This is a genomic window from Stenotrophomonas sp. YJH_SMC_131, from assembly GCF_059367975.1.
In genome coordinates this window covers 317,361-334,012 of sequence record NZ_JCAFRJ010000004.1, presented here as the reverse complement: position 1 = coordinate 334,012, position 16,652 = coordinate 317,361, and the positions used below count along the sequence as shown (strand labels likewise).

At 67.8% G+C, this 16,652-nt stretch carries 14 protein-coding genes; 9 read left to right on the top strand and 5 right to left on the bottom strand.

The window, feature by feature from the left end:
• Nucleotides 1-30 precede the first annotated feature (30 nt).
• Together AC5P56_RS11190 and AC5P56_RS11185 are read left to right on the top strand one after the other, a co-directional pair.
• Nucleotides 31-372, top strand: a complete 342-nt coding sequence (locus AC5P56_RS11190; RefSeq protein ID WP_014647343.1) for a type II toxin-antitoxin system prevent-host-death family antitoxin — start codon at nt 31-33, stop codon at nt 370-372.
• 3 nt (nt 373-375) lie between these two features.
• Nucleotides 376-1,005, top strand: a complete 630-nt coding sequence (locus AC5P56_RS11185) for an ATPase (RefSeq protein WP_014647342.1) — start codon at nt 376-378, stop codon at nt 1,003-1,005.
• 72 nt (nt 1,006-1,077) lie between these two features.
• Here the strand turns inward: AC5P56_RS11185 and proP are convergent, their stop codons facing one another.
• Entirely contained in the window at nt 1,078-2,568 is a 1,491-nt protein-coding gene (gene proP, locus AC5P56_RS11180) for a glycine betaine/L-proline transporter ProP (RefSeq protein WP_046430926.1), read from the bottom strand.
• A gap of 569 nt (nt 2,569-3,137) precedes the next feature.
• Between proP and AC5P56_RS11175 the strand changes: the two genes are divergently transcribed.
• Both AC5P56_RS11175 and AC5P56_RS11170 read left to right on the top strand, forming a co-directional pair.
• Nucleotides 3,138-3,554: a host attachment family protein gene (locus AC5P56_RS11175; protein ID WP_495231651.1), complete on the top strand. Its 417-nt coding sequence runs from the start codon at nt 3,138-3,140 to the stop codon at nt 3,552-3,554.
• 5 nt (nt 3,555-3,559) lie between these two features.
• Nucleotides 3,560-3,883 (top strand): thioredoxin family protein, encoded by a 324-nt coding sequence (locus AC5P56_RS11170; RefSeq protein ID WP_014647338.1) that lies wholly within the window; start codon nt 3,560-3,562, stop codon nt 3,881-3,883.
• A gap of 59 nt (nt 3,884-3,942) precedes the next feature.
• On the opposite strand, the gene AC5P56_RS11165 is transcribed toward AC5P56_RS11170, so the two are convergent.
• A complete protein-coding gene (locus AC5P56_RS11165) occupies nt 3,943-4,188 on the bottom strand; it encodes a hypothetical protein (protein WP_014647337.1) in 246 nt (81 codons plus the stop codon).
• 459 nt (nt 4,189-4,647) lie between these two features.
• On the opposite strand from AC5P56_RS11165, the gene AC5P56_RS11160 reads away from it, so the two are divergent.
• On the top strand, nt 4,648-6,999 hold the full coding sequence (locus tag AC5P56_RS11160; protein WP_495231650.1) for a GH92 family glycosyl hydrolase: 2,352 nt from the start codon (nt 4,648-4,650) through the stop codon (nt 6,997-6,999).
• Nucleotides 7,000-7,136: 137 nt separating this feature from the next.
• Here AC5P56_RS11160 and AC5P56_RS11155 read toward each other — a convergent pair whose 3' ends face one another.
• Nucleotides 7,137-8,510 carry a sensor histidine kinase gene (locus tag AC5P56_RS11155; protein WP_495231649.1) on the bottom strand — a complete coding sequence of 458 codons (1,374 nt, stop codon included), beginning with the start codon at nt 8,508-8,510 and terminating at the stop codon, nt 7,137-7,139.
• A complete protein-coding gene (locus AC5P56_RS11150; RefSeq protein WP_032962610.1) occupies nt 8,503-9,177 on the bottom strand; it encodes a response regulator in 675 nt (224 codons plus the stop codon). The genes AC5P56_RS11155 and AC5P56_RS11150 overlap by 8 nt, the downstream gene beginning before the upstream one ends.
• Nucleotides 9,178-9,239: 62 nt before the next feature.
• Here AC5P56_RS11150 and AC5P56_RS11145 point away from each other — a divergent pair, with 62 nt between their 5' ends.
• The 3 genes from AC5P56_RS11145 to AC5P56_RS11135 are packed head-to-tail and all read left to right on the top strand — an operon-like array spanning nt 9,240 to nt 14,730.
• Nucleotides 9,240-10,487 (top strand): TolC family protein, encoded by a 1,248-nt coding sequence (locus AC5P56_RS11145; RefSeq protein ID WP_495231648.1) that lies wholly within the window; start codon nt 9,240-9,242, stop codon nt 10,485-10,487.
• On the top strand, nt 10,484-11,656 hold the full coding sequence (locus AC5P56_RS11140; RefSeq protein WP_495231647.1) for an efflux RND transporter periplasmic adaptor subunit: 1,173 nt from the start codon (nt 10,484-10,486) through the stop codon (nt 11,654-11,656). The genes AC5P56_RS11145 and AC5P56_RS11140 overlap by 4 nt, the downstream gene beginning before the upstream one ends.
• Nucleotides 11,653-14,730 carry an efflux RND transporter permease subunit gene (locus tag AC5P56_RS11135; RefSeq protein ID WP_262093855.1) on the top strand — a complete coding sequence of 1,026 codons (3,078 nt, stop codon included), beginning with the start codon at nt 11,653-11,655 and terminating at the stop codon, nt 14,728-14,730. The genes AC5P56_RS11140 and AC5P56_RS11135 overlap by 4 nt, the downstream gene beginning before the upstream one ends.
• 117 nt (nt 14,731-14,847) lie before the next feature.
• Here the strand turns inward: AC5P56_RS11135 and AC5P56_RS11130 are convergent, their stop codons facing one another.
• Nucleotides 14,848-15,591 carry an SDR family oxidoreductase gene (locus AC5P56_RS11130; RefSeq protein ID WP_014647330.1) on the bottom strand — a complete coding sequence of 248 codons (744 nt, stop codon included), beginning with the start codon at nt 15,589-15,591 and terminating at the stop codon, nt 14,848-14,850.
• A 106-nt stretch (nt 15,592-15,697) separates the two neighbouring features.
• On the opposite strand from AC5P56_RS11130, the gene AC5P56_RS11125 reads away from it, so the two are divergent.
• Entirely contained in the window at nt 15,698-16,651 is a 954-nt protein-coding gene (locus AC5P56_RS11125) for a LysR family transcriptional regulator (protein ID WP_111206316.1), read from the top strand.
• Nucleotide 16,652 lies beyond the last annotated feature (1 nt).

The following is a 16,652-nucleotide window of genomic DNA, read 5'->3' as shown; positions in this document are numbered from 1 at the left end:
TCGCTCATCCACCCCGCCTGGAGCCGTGCCATGACCCTGCCGCTGGATCTGCCTGGCCTCGAGAAGGCCCCGGCCTCGTCGGTGAAGACCCGGGGCTGGCCGAGCCTGATGCGCACCGTGCGCGAAAAGCAGGCGCTGGTCATCACCAACCACAACCACCCGGAAGCGGTGATCGTGGACATCCGCACCTACCAGGAACTGCTGGCCAAGGCCGCCGGCGGTGATGCCGGTGAGCGCAGCGAGGAGCTGCAGCGCCTGCGCAGCGAGTTCGACCAGACCCTGGCCGGGCTGCAGCGCGGGGAAGGGCTGGGCAAGGTGCTGGGCCAGCCGATCCGGCGCGGCCGCAAGGTCACCCTTGGCCGTCCGCTCTGATCGATGGGACGCATCCTGGCGTTGGCCGGTGTCAATGGCGCCGGCAAGAGTTCGCTGCTGGGCACCTGGCTGGACGCCGAAGGGCTGAGCTGGTTCAACCCGGACTCGTTCACCCGCCGCCTGGTCGACGCCGGCTGGCCGCTGCCGGACGCCAATGCCGAGGCCTGGCAGGAAGGCACCCGCCGCCTGCGCCAGGCCATGGCCGATGGCACCGACTTCGCCTTCGAGACCACGCTCGGTGGCAACACCATTCCGCGTCTGCTGCGTGAGGCCTGCGAGCGGCACCAGGTGGCGATCTGGTTCTGTGGGCTGGCCGATGTCGGGCTGCACGTCGCCCGTGTGGCCGCGCGGGTGGCCGCCGGTGGCCACGATATTCCGGTGGAGAAGATCCACGCGCGTTTCGATTCGGCGCGCGCAAATCTGCTGGAGCTGCTGCCGCACCTGGCCGAGCTGCATGTCTACGACAACAGCGCGCCGGCCGATGCCGACGGCTGCGTGGTGCCGCTGCCGGTATTGGCCATGGCTGCAGGCCAGCTGCATTACCCGGTCGCAGTGGCCGACCTGTTGCACACGCCGGGCTGGGCCAAGCCCATCGTGATGCGCGCGATGGAATTGGACACCCCGGGTGATTGATGCCGCACGGGGTGCGGAGTCGAACCCATGCTCGGCTGATCCCCTGGAAGTCAGCCGAGCACGGGCTCGGCTCTACAACGCCGGCTTCGCCTGCTCGGGCTCGGCAACGTCCGGCAGCGGCGGCAAGGTCGGGTCCACCGTCACCGGCACATCGCTCTTCAACAGCGCGGCTGCTTCCTTGTCGCTGCCAACCGCTGGCGGTGAACCGCGCAGCGGCAGGCCGGCGGTTTCCTTCACGAACAGCATGGTTACCAGGCCGATCACCGCCGCGCCCATCAGGTAATAGGCCGGCACCAGCGGGTCGCCGGTACGCTCCACCAGCCACGCGGTCACCAGCGGCGTGGTGCCACCGAACAGCGACACCGAAACATTGAACGCGATCGACAGCGCGCTGTAGCGCACCGGGGTGTAGAACAACGCCGGCAGCGTGGACGGCATCGAGCTGGTGAAGCACACCAGCGCCAGCCCCAGCAGCATCAGGCCGAGGAAGATCAGCCCGTCGTTGCCGCTACCGACCAGCAGCAGGCACGGAATGGCCAGCACCAGCAGCGCGATGCACGCACCGATGATCATCGGGCGCCGGCCCAGCCTGTCACTGAACAACCCGCCGACGATGTTCAGCGGCATCATCACCAGCATCACGATGATGATCAGCAGCAGGCCCTTGCTCTCGGCATAGCCCATCGTGACGCTGAGGTAGCTGGGCATGTAGGTCAGCAGCATGTAATCGGTCACGTTGAACACCAGCACCAGGCCCATGCACACCAGCAGCTGGCGGCCATGCACCTGGAACAGCGCGCCCAGCCCCGGCCGCTCGTGCTCACGCTTCTCGGCTTCCTCGGCGAAGGCGCGGAACGCCGGGGTTTCCTCCAGCTTCATGCGCATGTACAGGCCGAGCAGGCCCAGCGGGCCGGCCACCAGGAACGGAATGCGCCAGCCCCAGTCCAGCATCTGCTCGCTGCTCAGCAGCATGTGCAGCGCGGTGACGGTGCCGGCGCCGGCGATGTAGCCGCCCAGCGTGCCGAACTCCAGCCAGCTGCCCATCAGGCCGCGGTTGCGGTCGGTGGAATACTCGGCGATGAAGGTGGCCGCGCCCCCGTATTCGCCGCCGGTGGAGAAGCCCTGCACCACGCGCGCCAGCAGCAACAGCACCGGTGCCCAGATGCCGATGCGCTCGTAGGCGGGAATCAGGCCGATGGCAAACGTGCCCAGCGCCATCAGGATCATGGTGAACGCCAGCACTTTCTGGCGGCCGTAGCGATCACCCAGGGGGCCGAATACCAGGCCGCCCAGTGGCCGCACCAGGAACGCCACGGTGAAGGTGGCGAACGCAGCGATCACCTGCGCGGTGGGGTTGCTGGAGGGGAAGAACACCTGGCCGATGGTGACGGCCAGATAGCCGTAGACACCGAAGTCGAACCACTCCATGGCATTGCCGAGTGCGGCCGCGCCGACGGCGCGCTTGAGCATGGGCTTGTCGACGACGGTGATCTCATCGACCTTCAGGTGGCGGCGGCGTTTGAACCAGCCGAAATGGGCATGTGCATCGGGGGTGTCCTGCATGGGGGCTCCCTTGTAGGCAGAAGAGGGGAAATGAGCGGTGAGGTAGGTCCCGGAAATCGGAAACGGCGATGCAGGCGCAGGTGGCGCAGGGGCATCGGTGAGTGGCGTGGGGGCCGGGGAATGTGTGCAGGCACGACGCCACGCGCACGACAAAGCACCGCCGCAATGGCGGAAACGCAGCAACGGAATCACAGCGGTCGCGCAATCAGCGGCCGGCGGTCACAGCAGCGTGGGGAGTGCAGGCCGAGGGCCTGCGGGCGTCATCCGCCAGGATCCAGCGCGAGGCGGTGGAACGGCAGGGCGGGAGCCATCGTGGCAAGCGAAGCGCCGGTCGGCAGTGCTTCCCACGTAACAGGTGCGCCCGTCACGTAGTGGGTCGTGTCGATCATTCGTTCATCATAGCGGCATCGGCGTGAGCATGCAGCGAAGCGGACTGATCTGCACGCTGTGTTCCATCGCGCCTGTTCATCCGCGTGGCATGCAATGACAAGTGTTGAACGAACTCTGGCCGCAGCGCTCACGCGACGCTGTCTACGGTAGCGCTGAACGCAATCGAGAAGGAGCATCGCATGACCCGTCGCATTCCCGAAGGCACGTTGATCATCGTCGCCGATGGCGGTTCGGCCCGCGTGTTCACCAACGTCGGCAGCGAACATCAACTGGCGTTGAAGCAGGAAGGTGAGCTGCGCCTGCAGGACGTCAGCGAGCAGGGCGTCTCCGGTCAGGGCCCGGCCGGCGCGGTGCCGAAGGACATGTCCATTGCGCAGCTCAACGAGGCGACGTTTGCGAAGCAGGTAGCGGAGCAGTTGAACGAAGATGCGCTCAACAACCGCTATGCACACCTGGTGCTGGTGGCAGACCCGACCACGCTGGGCCGTATCCGCCCGCTGCTGCACAAGGAGGTCCAGGCGCGTCTGCTGGGCGATATCGCCAAGGACCTGACCAACGCCCCGCTGGCGGATATCCAGAAAGCGCTGGCGGCGTAACCGGCATGCCGTTCATGCGTGACTACCCGGCGGCGGAGCCTGCGGGCGCGGACGTGGAAGCTCAGGCGGGCTGGCAGCTGCTGGAGTTCGGTGCACCCTGGTGTGGCCATTGCCAGGCCGCGCAGCCCGCACTCCAGGCGTTTGTGGACGCCCACGATCTTGTGCATTGGAAGATCGAGGATGGCAAGGGAAAGCCGCTGGGGCGTGCGTTCAAGGTAAAACTGTGGCCCACCGTGGTGCTGCTGCATGACGGCCAGGAAGTGGCGCGCGTGGTGAGGCCGGTCGACAGCGCCGACCTCGTCACCTTGCAGGGCGCATTGCCAGATTGAGGGCAGCAATCACTGCGTGCGGTGCGCACGGCGCCGAGCGGGTTCGGCTGCAGGGCGGGCTAGTGATAGGTCACCTTTTCCGCTTCCGCACGCAGCTTCTGCAACAACGACCGGCCATGCTGGCTCAGCATTACCATCGCATTGGCGATCTCTCTGGCGTTGTAGCCCATCGGTGCGGGCGGCTTCGGCTCGGGGCCGTACTGTTCACCGATGAGGATGGCCATGCCTTCTGCACTGTTGAGGGCGTGTTCGATGCGCTGGAAGAGCGACTCCATGGCCGGGCTGAGCGGACGCGTGTGTTTCATGCGGGAACTCCTTGGGTGCGAGGGCCACCGCAAGGGTGGCGGGCGATGCGTGCTTGGAACCCGGAGAGACTGAAGAAGAACTCCGATGGCCAGACGGCCACACGCAGCGCCCGCCATAGTCATGACAGGCAGATCTTCAGTTTCATCCGGGGGTTCCAATCCCGGCAGCGGGATGTCCGCTGCGGCGCAATCCTGGGCAGATCGAGGCGCTGCGCACCAATTGATGGTTTGTCTCGCTTTGTCCCGTTCGGAAGGCGCGGTCTTTCAGAAGTGCATGTCTGGACATCCATTGCCGTATCGGCACCGATCGGGACGCGGGAGACCGGAAGGCTATGAGGTGATTCGTCGTGCGGCCATGCAATTACGTGCAAAGCATCGTGCCGGTTCCGGCGGCCGCACTGCAGCATGCGACAGGGCAGGGCCGGTGCTAGGATCCGACTACCACCTGAATCGATCCAAATGCCGATGCCCACGCTGGACCGTCGTCTCCTGATCGCTTTCGTCGCGACCGCCATGCTTGCCTCCGGGGCGGTGCTGGCGGCTCCGTCGAAATCCGCCGCCGAACGCGCCTATGGCTCGGTCGACCCATTCATCGGTACCGGCGGGGAAGGCCATACCTACCCGGGGGCGACGGTGCCGTTCGGCATGGTCCAGCTCAGCCCGGACACGCGCATCCAGCCGCGCGAAAAGGCCTATGGCTGGGCAGCGGGCTACCGTTACGACGACAGCAGCATCGTCGGTTTCTCGCACACGCATTTTTCCGGCACCGGTCATTCGGACCTGGGCGACATCCTGCTGATGCCGTTCACCGGCAACCCCGGGCTGGAGCGCGGCGATCCGGAGAAGCCGCGCAGCGGTTACGCCTCACGGTTCCGCCACGCTGACGAGAAGGCCGAGCCGGGCTACTACGCGGTCACCCTGGACGACTACAAGGTGCGTGCCGAGCTGACCACCAGTGCGCGCGTGGGCGTGCACCGCTATGCCTTCCCCAAAGGTGCCGACGCCAAGGTGCTGCTGGACATGCGTACCAGCATGTACGACTACCCGGGCAAGGTGCTGTGGTCGCGGGTGCGGGTGCGCGCCGATGGCACGGTGACCGGCTTCCGCGAGACGCGCGGCTGGGCGCCGGGCCGGCAGCTGTTCTTCGCGATGCGCTTTTCGCGCCCGCTGGCTGGCCATGAACTGCACAACACCGAGCAGGACATCGTCTACAAGGGCTTCCCGCCGCCGGGCGAGAAGGATCCGGCCCAGCGCGCCCAGATCGAAGGCCGGCAGCTGGTCGGCACCTTCAACTTCGGCAAGCTGGACGCACCGCTGGTGGTGAAGGTGGCCATCTCGCCGGTCAGTGAGGCCGGCGCGATCGCCAACCTCGACGCGGAAGTGGCCGACTTCGACTTCGATCGGGTGCGTGCGCAGGCGAAGCAGGACTGGACGCAGGCGCTGTCGGTACTCGATATCGATGCCCCCGAGCATGCGCGGCGCAGTGCCTATACCGCGCTGTACCACACGATGCTGGGGCCGACGCTGTTCATGGACGCCGATGGCCAGTACCGCGGTTCGGACAACGCGGTGCACAGGGCCGACGGCTTCACGCATTATTCGACGTTCTCGCTGTGGGACACCTACCGCGCGCTGCACCCGCTGCTGACGCTGGTGCAGCCGGAGAAGCGCAACAGCGACTTCGTCAATTCGATGCTGGCCCACCATGAGCAGAGTCCGTACGGCATGCTGCCGGTGTGGTCGTTCCATGGCCTGGAAGACTGGTGCATGATCGGCTACCACGCAGTGCCGGTGATCGCCGATGCCTACGTGAAGGGCATTCGTGGCTTCGACGCCGACAAGGCATTGAAGGCGATGGTCGAGACCGCCAACTACGGCCCGTATGACGGTATCGCGCAGTACCGTGAGCTGGGCTATGTGCCGATCGACGAGGAAGGCGAAGCGGCCAGCAAGACGCTGGAGTACGCCTTTGATGACTGGACCATCGCACGCATGGCGCAGGCGATGGGCAAGGCCGATATCGCGGCCACCTTCGACAAACGCGCGGGTAACTGGCGCAACGCGTTCGACAAGGACACCGGCTTCATGCGCGCGCGCAAGCGCGATGGCAGCTTCCGTACGCCGTTCGACCCCAGCGCCAGCGGCTACGGCACCGACTACACCGAGGGCAACGCCTGGCAGTACTCGTGGTACGTGCCGCAGGACGTTGCCGGCCTGGCGGCAGCCCACGGTGGCAGCGACAAGCTGCTCGCGCGCCTGGACGAGGTGTTCAACGCCAAGGTGGATCCATCGATCTTCGAGCACATGGAAGACATCACCGGCCTGATCGGCTGGTACGCGCACGGCAACGAGCCCAGCCACCACGTGGCCTACCTCTATTCGTACGCGGGCCAGCCATGGCGCACCCAGGCGCGGCTGAAGCAGATCATGGACACCCAGTACGCCGACCGCCCCGATGGCCTGGCCGGCAATGATGACGTTGGCCAGATGTCGGCCTGGTATGTGTTCACCGCGCTGGGCTTCTACCCGGTGGCGCCGGGCTCGGGCGAGTACATCCTGGGCCGTCCGTTCCTGCCGAAGACCGCGATGCGTCTGCCGAACGGCAAGACGTTCACCATCGTGGCCGAGGGCCTGGATGACAAGCACACCTATGTGGGCAGCGTGAGCCTCAACGGCAAGCCGTTGCAGCGCACCTTCCTGCGCCATGACGAGATCCTGGCCGGCGGCGAACTGCGCTTCAGCATGCAGGCCGAGCCGAACAAGGACTGGCCGGGGCAGGACGCGCAGGCGCCGTACTCGATGAGCCGGTGATGCGCACGGTGCCGACCTTGGCCGGCACGCTTCACGGGTGACCTGGAACCTGTAGGGCCGAGCCCATGCTCGGCTGCTTTTGGCACGGTGCCTTAGCCGAGCATGGGCTCGGCTCTACAAGGGCAATTCGACAAAGGTCAACGGAAATGCAACCCGACGCGCGCGCCACCGAGCGGGGCCGTTTCGATCATCAATATCGCGCCATGCCGCTGCGCGATCTCGGCCACGATCGCCAGCCCCAGCCCGCAGCCATCTCCCTCGCTGCTGGCCCGGTAGAACCGTTCCGTGACGCGCGCGCGCTCGGCTTCGGCGATACCTGTACCGTCATCGTCCACCCACACCTGCACGCCCTCGGCATCCCGCTGTAGTCCCAGGGTGATCACACCGGGCACGGCGCCGTAGCGCAGCGCGTTGTCCAGCAGGTTGCCCAGCGCCTCGCGCAGCAACTGCGGATCACCCTGTACCTTCACGCCGTCGTCGGGTCCGTCGTAACCCAGGTCCACGCCCGCCACCAACGCACGGTCGGCGTAGCGCTCGACCACGCCCCGCGCCAGCGCGGCCAGGTCCAGCGACTGCAGCGGCAGTACGCTGCCATGGGGATCTTCCGAACGGCTGAGCATCAGCAGCTGGTTGACCAGGTGCTGCAGCCGTGCCAGCCCGGCCAGCGTGCCGGACAGCGCCAGCTGCTGGGCCTGCGGATCCTGTTGGCGGAGTGAGCTCTCCAGCTCCACCTGCATTGCCGCCAGCGGCGTGCGCAGCTGGTGCGCCGCATTGCTGACGAAGCGCCGTTGCGCGGCCTGCATCGCGTCCAGCCGTTGCAGCAGTGCGTTGTAGGCTTCGACCGCCGGCCACAGTTCGCGTGGGGCTTCCTGCGCGGGCTCCAGTGGCGCCAGCGGGTCCGGACGCGGGCTGGCCAGCCGCCGCGCCACCTGGTTGGCATGGCGTGCAGCCGCGCCGGTACCGGACCAGGCCAGCCACGCGGCCAGCGCCAGGATCGCGGCCTGGAACGGGATGCTGGCCAGCAGCAGCTTGCGCTCCAGCCGGTGCCGCTTGCGCAGCGTCTCGGCCACGCGCAGGCGGATATCGTGGCCCGGCCCAGCGCTGACCACGACCTCGACCATGCGCACCGGCTGCCCACGCAGGCGCGCGTCGTAGTAGACGGCATCGTCGCTGCCGGCAGCGATCGCGGGGCGGGGCAGCGCTTCGGGCAGGTCCCCATACAGGCGCCCGCCCGCAGCGTCGACCACTTCGCCATGCACTTCGTCAGCGGTATCCCAGGTGAACATGCGCGACACCGCGGGCGTGATCTCGATCGAGGCACGCCCGTCCTGCACCTTCACCAGCTCGGACAACGACATCGCCGAGTCCAGCAACCAGCGGTCATAGACCTGGCCGGCATAGAAGCGGGCCAACGCGAATGAACCGATCGCGCTGCACAGCAGCAGCACCAGCAGGGGCAGCCACAGGCGGCGCAGCAGCAGGCCACGCAGGCTGTGCACACGCTCAGTCACCACCGGCTTCCAGCCGATAGCCCAGGCCACGCAGCATGCGGATGCCGACGCCGGCGCGCGCCTGTTCCAGCTTGCGGCGCAGGCGGCTGACATGCACTTCGATCACTGACAGGTTGGCCTCGTGATCCCAGCTGTACAGCGCGTCGAACAGGCGCTGCTTGGTGACGGTGCGGCCAGGATGCTGCATCAGTGCCTCGACCAGCGACAGCTCGCGCGCGGTCAGTTCGATGCGCTGGCCTTCCACCTGCACTTCATTGCGGATGCTGTCGAAGCACAACCGGCCCAACCGCTTCTGCGCCGGTGCGTCGCTGCGGCGACGCGACAGCGCACGCAGGCGGGCTTCCAGTTCCCCCAGTGCAAACGGCTTGGCGAGATAGTCGTCGCCACCGCGGTCAAGGCCGAGGATGCGGTCCTCCACGCCATCGCGCGCCGTGAGGATCAGCACCGGCAGTGTGACGCCGTCGTTGCGCAGGCGCGAGAGCAGGTCGAGGCCATCGACGTCGGGCAATGAAAGATCGAGCACCATCACGTCATACGGCGCGCTGGCCAGTGCAGCCGGCGCGTGTAGCCCGCGCGAAAGGTGGTCGCACAGATGGCCGGCGCCCTGCAGGGCGCGGATCAGTCCATCGGCCAGGGCGGCGTCGTCTTCGATCAGCAGGATTCGCATTGCAAGCTTCGTGCAAGGTTGGGGCAAGTTTGGCGCAAGTGCGTCACCTTACCGTGACGTGCATGAATTTCTCCCGTCGTCTTGCGGCCCTGCTGGCCGCCCTTTCGTGCGCGCCTGCGGCTTCGGCGCTGTCCTTGCAGGATGCACAGCGTGCAATGGAAGCGCACAACCCGGACCTGCGCGCGGCGGCATTGGAACTGCGTGGGGTGCAGGGCGATGCGCTGACCGCTGCGTTGCGGCCAGCGGCCGAGCTGTCGATCGGCAGCAGCAAGATCAGCCCGAAGCACGGCATCGGCCCGGGGCGCTGGCAGGACAAGCGGGTGGACAGCACGCTGGGCCTGGGCTGGACCTGGGAGCGCGGCGGCAAGCGCGCATTGCGCATCCGCCGGGCGGACGCGCTGCTGGAAGTGGCCGGGCTGGACATGCTCGATACCCGGCGCCGGCAGCAGGTGGCACTGCATGAAGCCTATTTCGGCCTGAAGGGCGCGCAGGAGCGGGCGCAGATTGCCGAGGCCAACCGCCAGAGTTCGGCCGAACAGATGGCGGCGGCCGACAAGCAGGTGGCCACCGGGGCGATGGCGCCGGTGGATCGCGCGCGGATGGCGGTGGACCATCTGGCGGTGGCCGATGCGGCGCGCGAGGCGGCCCTGGATCTGCGTGACGCGCGGCATGCGCTGGGCCTGCTGCTCGGCAGCGATGACAGCCGCGACCTCAGTGCCGATGACCCCTGGCCGGATGCCAGCAGCGTGGCCAAGGTGCGCGCGTTCGATCCGCAGCAGCGTGCCGATCTGCGCGCGGCACGCTCGCGCCTGGCCGTCGCCGACGCTGGCGTGGCCCTGGCACGTAGCGAGCGCCACCGCGACATCCAGCTGGGTGTGGAGGCCGAGCGCGAGCCCACCGATATCAGCGGTGTCACCTGGGGCGTGTCGTTGACCATTCCGCTGGGCGGCCCGTCGCGCGCACGCGGCGCGATCCAGCGTGCCGAGGCCGACCGGGACAGCGCCGCGCTGGAACTGCAGCTGCTGCGGCGCGAAGCACACGCTGAACTGGACCAGCTGCAGGCCAGCGTGCAGTCCGCCGCGCAGCGCCGCAGCGATTACGAGGGGCTGCAGTCCGACGCTGCGCGCAAGGCGGTGGAGGGCATCGAACTGGCCTATCGCCGTGGCGCCGCCAGCCTGACCGATCTGCTCGACGCGCGCCGCAGCTGGCGCGAGTTCGAGGCCGCGCTGATTGATGCGCGTGCCGACCATGCCATTGCCTTGGCGCGCTGGGAAGCGGCCACATCCGTTGCTGAAGGAGAGTCCCGATGAAGTCCACCGTCGCCCATCGCCCGCGGGCGCGACATGCCATGCTGCCGGCCCTGCTGGCGCTGGCCCTGCTGGGCGGCTGCGGTCGCGAACCGGCGTCGTATACCGAGGATGCGCCGCAGGTCAGTGCCCGCCAGATCCTGTTTCCGGCCGGCAGCCGCCAGCTGGATGTGCTGCGCAGCGAGCTGGTGACCGCCGGTGCCAGCGCCAGCCTGCAGCTGCCGGGCCGGGTGGTCTGGGACGAGACCCGCTCCAGCGCGCTGCGCACCCCGCTGGCGGGGCAGGTGGCGCGCATCGAGGCACAACCGGGGCAGAAGGTGAAGGCCGGCCAGGTGATCGCCTGGATCACCTCGCCCGAGTTCGGCCAGGCGCAGGCGGAGGGCGTGCGTGGCCGTGCCGAGCTGCAGCTGGCACGCCGGGAACTGGACCGCACCCGCGAACTGCACGCGGCAGGGGTGGCGTCGGGCCGTGAACTGGACGAGGCCGAGGCCAGCTTCGCCGGCAGCCAGGCCGATCACGCGCGCGCGACCGCCTTCGCCAGGGCGTATGGCAACGGCCAGCACGTCGACCAACGGCTGCCGCTGCGAGCACCCATTGATGGCGTGCTGGTGGAGCGGCGGATGAGCCCGGGCATGGCAGTCAGCCCCGACAGCGAACAGCCGCTGGCGATGATTGGCGATCCTGACCGCCTGTGGTTGCTGCTGGATGTACCGGAGAGCCTGGCCGGACGCTTGAAGGCGGGCATGCAGGTGAGCGTGCCCGGCGCCGATGGGCAGCCGCAGCAGGCGACCCTGCAGCACGTGGATGACTTCGTCGACAGCGAACGCCGCGTGGTGCAGGCGCGCGCCGAACTGGACAACCGTGCGCGCGGTTTCAAGGCGGGCCAGTACGTGCGTGCGCAGGTGGCAGTGCCGGCCGGGGGCGGTGTCTCGCTGCCCGATGCTGCGGTACTGCTCATCGACGGCAAGCAGGTGGTGTTCGTGGAGGAGGCCAAGGGCCGCTTCGCGCGCCGCGCCGTGCGTGCCGAGGAACTGGGCGATGGCCGCCTGTGGGTGCGCGAGGGCCTGGCCCAGGGCGCCAGGGTGGTGGTCGAAGGGGGCCTGTTGCTGCAGCAGCTGGTCGACAGTGCGCCCGCAGCCGCCAGCACCGGGACGGGGCATGCCGCGCCATGATCGATCGCCTGATTGCCTATTGCCTGCGCCAGCCGCTGATGGTGATGCTGGCGCTGCTGCTGTTCATCGGCGCTGGCATTGCCGCGTTCCGCGTGCTGCCGGTGGAAGCCTTTCCGGATGTGTCCGACACCCAGGTGACGGTGGTATCGCTGCACCCGGGCCGGGCCGCGGAGGAGGTGGAGCGCGAGGTGACGATGCCGCTGGAAGTGGCACTGTCCGGCATCCCGCATTCGGTGCGGGTGTTCTCGCATACGCAATTCGGCCTGTCGATGATCATCCTGACCTTCGACGACAAGGCCGACGATTACTTCGCGCGCCAGCAGGTGCTGGAACGCCTGCAGGGCGTGGAGCTGCCCGAAGGGGTGACGCCGGAGCTGGAGGCGATGAGCTCGGCGGTGGGCGAGATCTACCGGTACGTGCTGAAAGGCCCGCACCTGACACCGACCCAGCTGCGCACCGTGCAGGAATGGACGATGGAGCGCAGCCTGCGCACCGTGCCGGGCGTAGCCGATGTGATCAGTTTCGGCGGCTTCGCGCGTACTTTCCAGGTCAAGCCGGACCTGGACAAGCTGCGTGACCGCGGCATCAGCCTGGCTGAGTTCGCCGAGGCGCTGGAGAAGGGCAGCTCGAACGCAGGCGGCGGCTACGTGGAACGTGGCCAGCAGCAGTTCCTGATCCGCGGCGTCGGTCTGATGCGTTCGCCGGCCGACATCGGCAACGTGGTGGTCGCGCAGCGCAGTGGCACGCCGATCCTGGTGCGCGACCTGGCCGGCATCGCCGATACCGGCCTGCCCCGGCAGGGCCTGGTCGGCCAGGATGACAACGACGATGCGGTGTTCGGCATGGTGCTGATGCGCAAGGGCGAGAACCCGTCCGACGTGCTCGACGCCCTGCATGCGCGCATCGCCGAGATCGAAGCGAACCAGCTGCCGGCCGGGGTCAGCATCGAGCCGTTCTACGACCGCTCGTGGCTGGTCTCGACCACGCTGAAAACCGTCTTCAGCAACCTGCTGGAAGGCGCGGTGCTGGTGTTCCTGGTGCTGTGGCTGTTCCTGTACAACGCCCGTGCCGCGCTGATCGTGGCGGCGATGATGCCGCTTGCGCTGCTGTCGACCTTCCTTGGCCTGCATCTGTGGGGCGTGCCGGCCAACCTGCTGTCGTTGGGTGCGATGGACTTCGGCATCATCATCGATGGCGCGGTGATCGTGACCGAGCACATCGTCTCGCGATTGTCGAAGCTGCCACCTGCGGCCGACCGTAAGACACGGTTCTCGACCATTCTTTCGGCAGCGTCGGAAGTGGGGCGGCCGACGTTCTTCTCGATGCTGATCATCATCGCCGCGCACATCCCGATCTTCACCCTGCAGCGCCAGGAAGGCCGCATGTTCGCGCCGATGGCGTACTCGGTGACCTCGGCATTGATCGGCGCGCTGATCCTGGCGCTGACCGTGGTGCCGTTGTTCTGCTACTGGTGGCTGCGGCGCGACCGCATGCGCGACGGCAATCCGCTGATGGACCGCCTGACCGGCTGGTACCGGCCGGTCCTGGAGCGCGCACTGGCCCGCCCGCGTGCGGTAGTGCTGACCGCGATTGCGCTGCTGGTCGGCACGCTGGCATTGGGCACGCGGCTGGGTTCGGAGTTCCTGCCCGAGCTGGACGAAGGATCGATCTGGCTGACGGCCACGCTCGACCCGAGCACCAGCCTGGGCGAAGCGCAGCAGCAGTCGCGGCGCATCCGTGAGCTGGTCGGCAGCTTTCCGCAGGTATCGACGGTGGTGGCCAAGCTGGGACGCCCGGAAGACGGCTCCGATGCCAAGGGCGCCAACCAGATCGAGGCGCTGGTGGCGTTGAAGCCGGAGAAGGAATGGCCGAAAGGCGTGGGCAAGCGACAGCTGGTGAGCGATCTGCAGCGCACGCTGGAGCAGCGCATTCCGGGCCCCGAGTTCTCGATTTCGCAGCCCGTGCGCGACAACATCCTGGAGAGCATCTCGCAGATCAAGGGCCAGGTGGTGATCAAGGTCAGCGGCTCGGATCTGGACGTGTTGAACCAGCAGGCGCAGGCGATCCTCGGCCAGGTACGCGGCGTGGAGGGCGTGGAGAGCGCCTTCATCGACCGCGACGGGTCATTGCCGCAGCTGCAGATCGAGATCGACCGCGACCGCGCCGCGCGCTATGGCCTGAACGTACGCGACGTCGACGAAGTGATCGAGACCGCACTGGGCGGGCGCCAGGTCGGCGAGCTGTGGGAGGGTGACCGCAGATTCCCCATCACCCTGCGCCTGGACGATGCCGATCGTGACCTGCAGCGGCTGCGTACGGTGCCGGTTGGCATCGGCGATGGCCACACGGTGACGCTGTCCGACGTGGCCGACTTCCGCATGGCCAGCGGCGCGATCAACATCTCGCGCGAGAACGCCCAACGGGTGAAGGCGGTGAGCATCTTCATCGCCGGCCGCGACATGGGCAGCGTGGTGGCTGACATGCGCAAGCGCGTGGATGCCAGCGTACAGCTGCCGGAAGGCTATCGGCTGGAGTGGTCCGGCGAGTTCGAGAACCAGCAGCGTGCGATGAAGCGGCTGGGCTGGGTGATTCCGCTGTCGGTGCTGATCATCTTCGTGCTGCTGTTCGATGCCTTCAAGGACATCAGCAGCGCCGCGCTGATCCTGGCCAACGTGCCACTGGCGATGATCGGCGGCATCCTGGCCCTGTGGCTGACCGGCATTCCGCTGTCGGTGTCGGCGGCAATCGGCTTCATTGCATTGTTCGGGCAAGCGGTGCTGAACGGCGTGGTGATGCTCAGCCGCTTCGCCCAGTTGCGCGAGCAGGGCATGGACCTGCTGCAGTCGGTGGTGCAGGGTTCGCTGCAGCGCCTGCGCACGGTGCTGATGACCGCACTACTGGCGATGTTCGGCCTGCTGCCGATGGCCACCTCGCACGCGATCGGTGCCGAGACCCAGAAGCCGCTGGCGGTGGTGGTGATCGGTGGTCTGCTGTCGGCGATGCTGCTGACCCTGCTGGTGTTGCCGACGCTGTACTACTGGGTGCATCGCCACCGCGAGGCGCGCATCGCGTGACCTACCTGTAGAGCCGAGCCAACGCTCGGCTGCTTCTGGCCTTTGCGCGAAGAGCAGCCGAGCATGGGCTCGGCTCTACAAGGGCGTCGCGCCATGCGTGGATGCCACCTGTGCGATCTATACCATCCCGCCGTTGGCGCGCAGCACCTGGCCGTTGATCCATCCGCCATCGGCACCTGCCAGGAACCCCACCGCGCCGGCGATGTCCTCCGGCATGCCCAGCCGCTCCAGGGGGTTCATCTTCGCCAGCCGCTCGATCAGCTCGGGCGATTTTCCATCCAGGAACAGATCGGTGGCGGTCGGTCCGGGCGCCACGGCGTTCACGGTGATGTTGCGCCCGCGCAGCTCCTTGCTGAGGATTGCGCCCATCGTCTCCACCGCCGCCTTGCTGGCCGCATACACGCTGTAGTTCTCCAGCCGGATGCCGACCACGCTGGTGGACAGGGTGATCAGCCGGCCACCGTCGCGCACCCGTCGCGCGCTTTCGCGCAGCACGTTGAAGGCGCCCCTGAGGTTGATGCCGATCACCCGCTCGAACAGGGCGTCGTCGGTATCGGCCAGTGGTGCCAGCTGCAGCACCCCGGCGCTGTTGACCACCACGTCGATGCCGCCGAAACGGGCTTCGATGGCGTCGAAGAGCTGGCGCACCGCCTGCGGATCGGACACATCGGCCTGCAGCGCGATGGCCTGCGCGCCGGCGGCGTTCAGTTCGGCCGCCAAGGCTTCGGCGTCGTCGCGGCGGCCCGCATAGTTGATCGCGACCGCGTGGCCATTGGCGGCGAGCCGACGCGAGATGGCGGCACCGATGCCACGGGATCCGCCGGTGACCAAGGCGACAGAGCGGGCGGGGGAGAGGGTCATGGTGGCTTCCACGGGGACACGCCGAAGTGGCGCAGCGCCATCTTCGCGAAATCGCGATTTCGGATAATCCTGCATAATCCGCCAACATCATCCGGATAGCCGAACAATGGACCGCTTCACGGCCATGCGCGCCTTCGTCCGTATCGTCGAGCGCCGCAGCTTCACCCGGGCCTCCGAGGACCTGGGCCTGCCGCGGGCCACGGTGACCGACGCGATCAAGGCGCTGGAACAGCGGCTGGGCGTGCGCCTGCTGCACCGGACCACGCGGCTGGTGGTGCCGACGCTGGAAGGCGAGGCCTTCTATGGCCGTTGCCTGCGCCTGATCGCCGACATGGACGACGCCGAGGCCGCCTTCCGTGACGCGCCGCCGCGCGGCCCCTTGCGCATTGAGGTGCATGGCACGCTGGGCCGGCACCTGCTGTTTCCCCATCTGCCGGAGTTCCTGCAGCGCTACCCGGAGATCGAACTGGAGGTCAGCGAAGGCGACCGCTATGTCGATCTGCTGCGCGAAGGCGTGGATGCGGCGCTGCGGGTGGGGACGCTGGCCGACAGCGATCTGGCGGCGCGCCGGTTGGCGATGCTGCGCGAGGTCACGGTGGCCGCGCCGGGCTACCTGCAGGCCAAGGGCGTGCCAGGCAGCATCGAGTCCCTGCTGGGCGGCCATGAAATGGTGGGCTATCGCTCCAGCGCCACCGGCCAGCTGATTCCGCTGGAGTTCCAGCAGGGCGGACAGGTGCGCTACGTGCCGCTGCCGGTGCGGGTGCGTGTGTCCGGTGCGGATGCGTTCCTCGGCGCCGCGCTGGCGGGCCTGGGCATCATCCAGGCTCCGCGCTACCGGATGGACCCGTATATCGCGCGCGGGCAGCTGGTGGAGCTGTTGCCGGACGCGCCGCCGACCCCAAGCCCGTTGAGCCTGGTCTACCCGCGCAACCGCACGCCGTCCCCACGCTTGCGGGTGTTCATCGACTGGGTGGCCGGGGTGTTCGAGCAGGCCGGGGGTGCCGGCCAGCGGCCGGCACTACCGGAGCGGCACGCGAAGCTGTCCGACCGCAGGGGGTAGT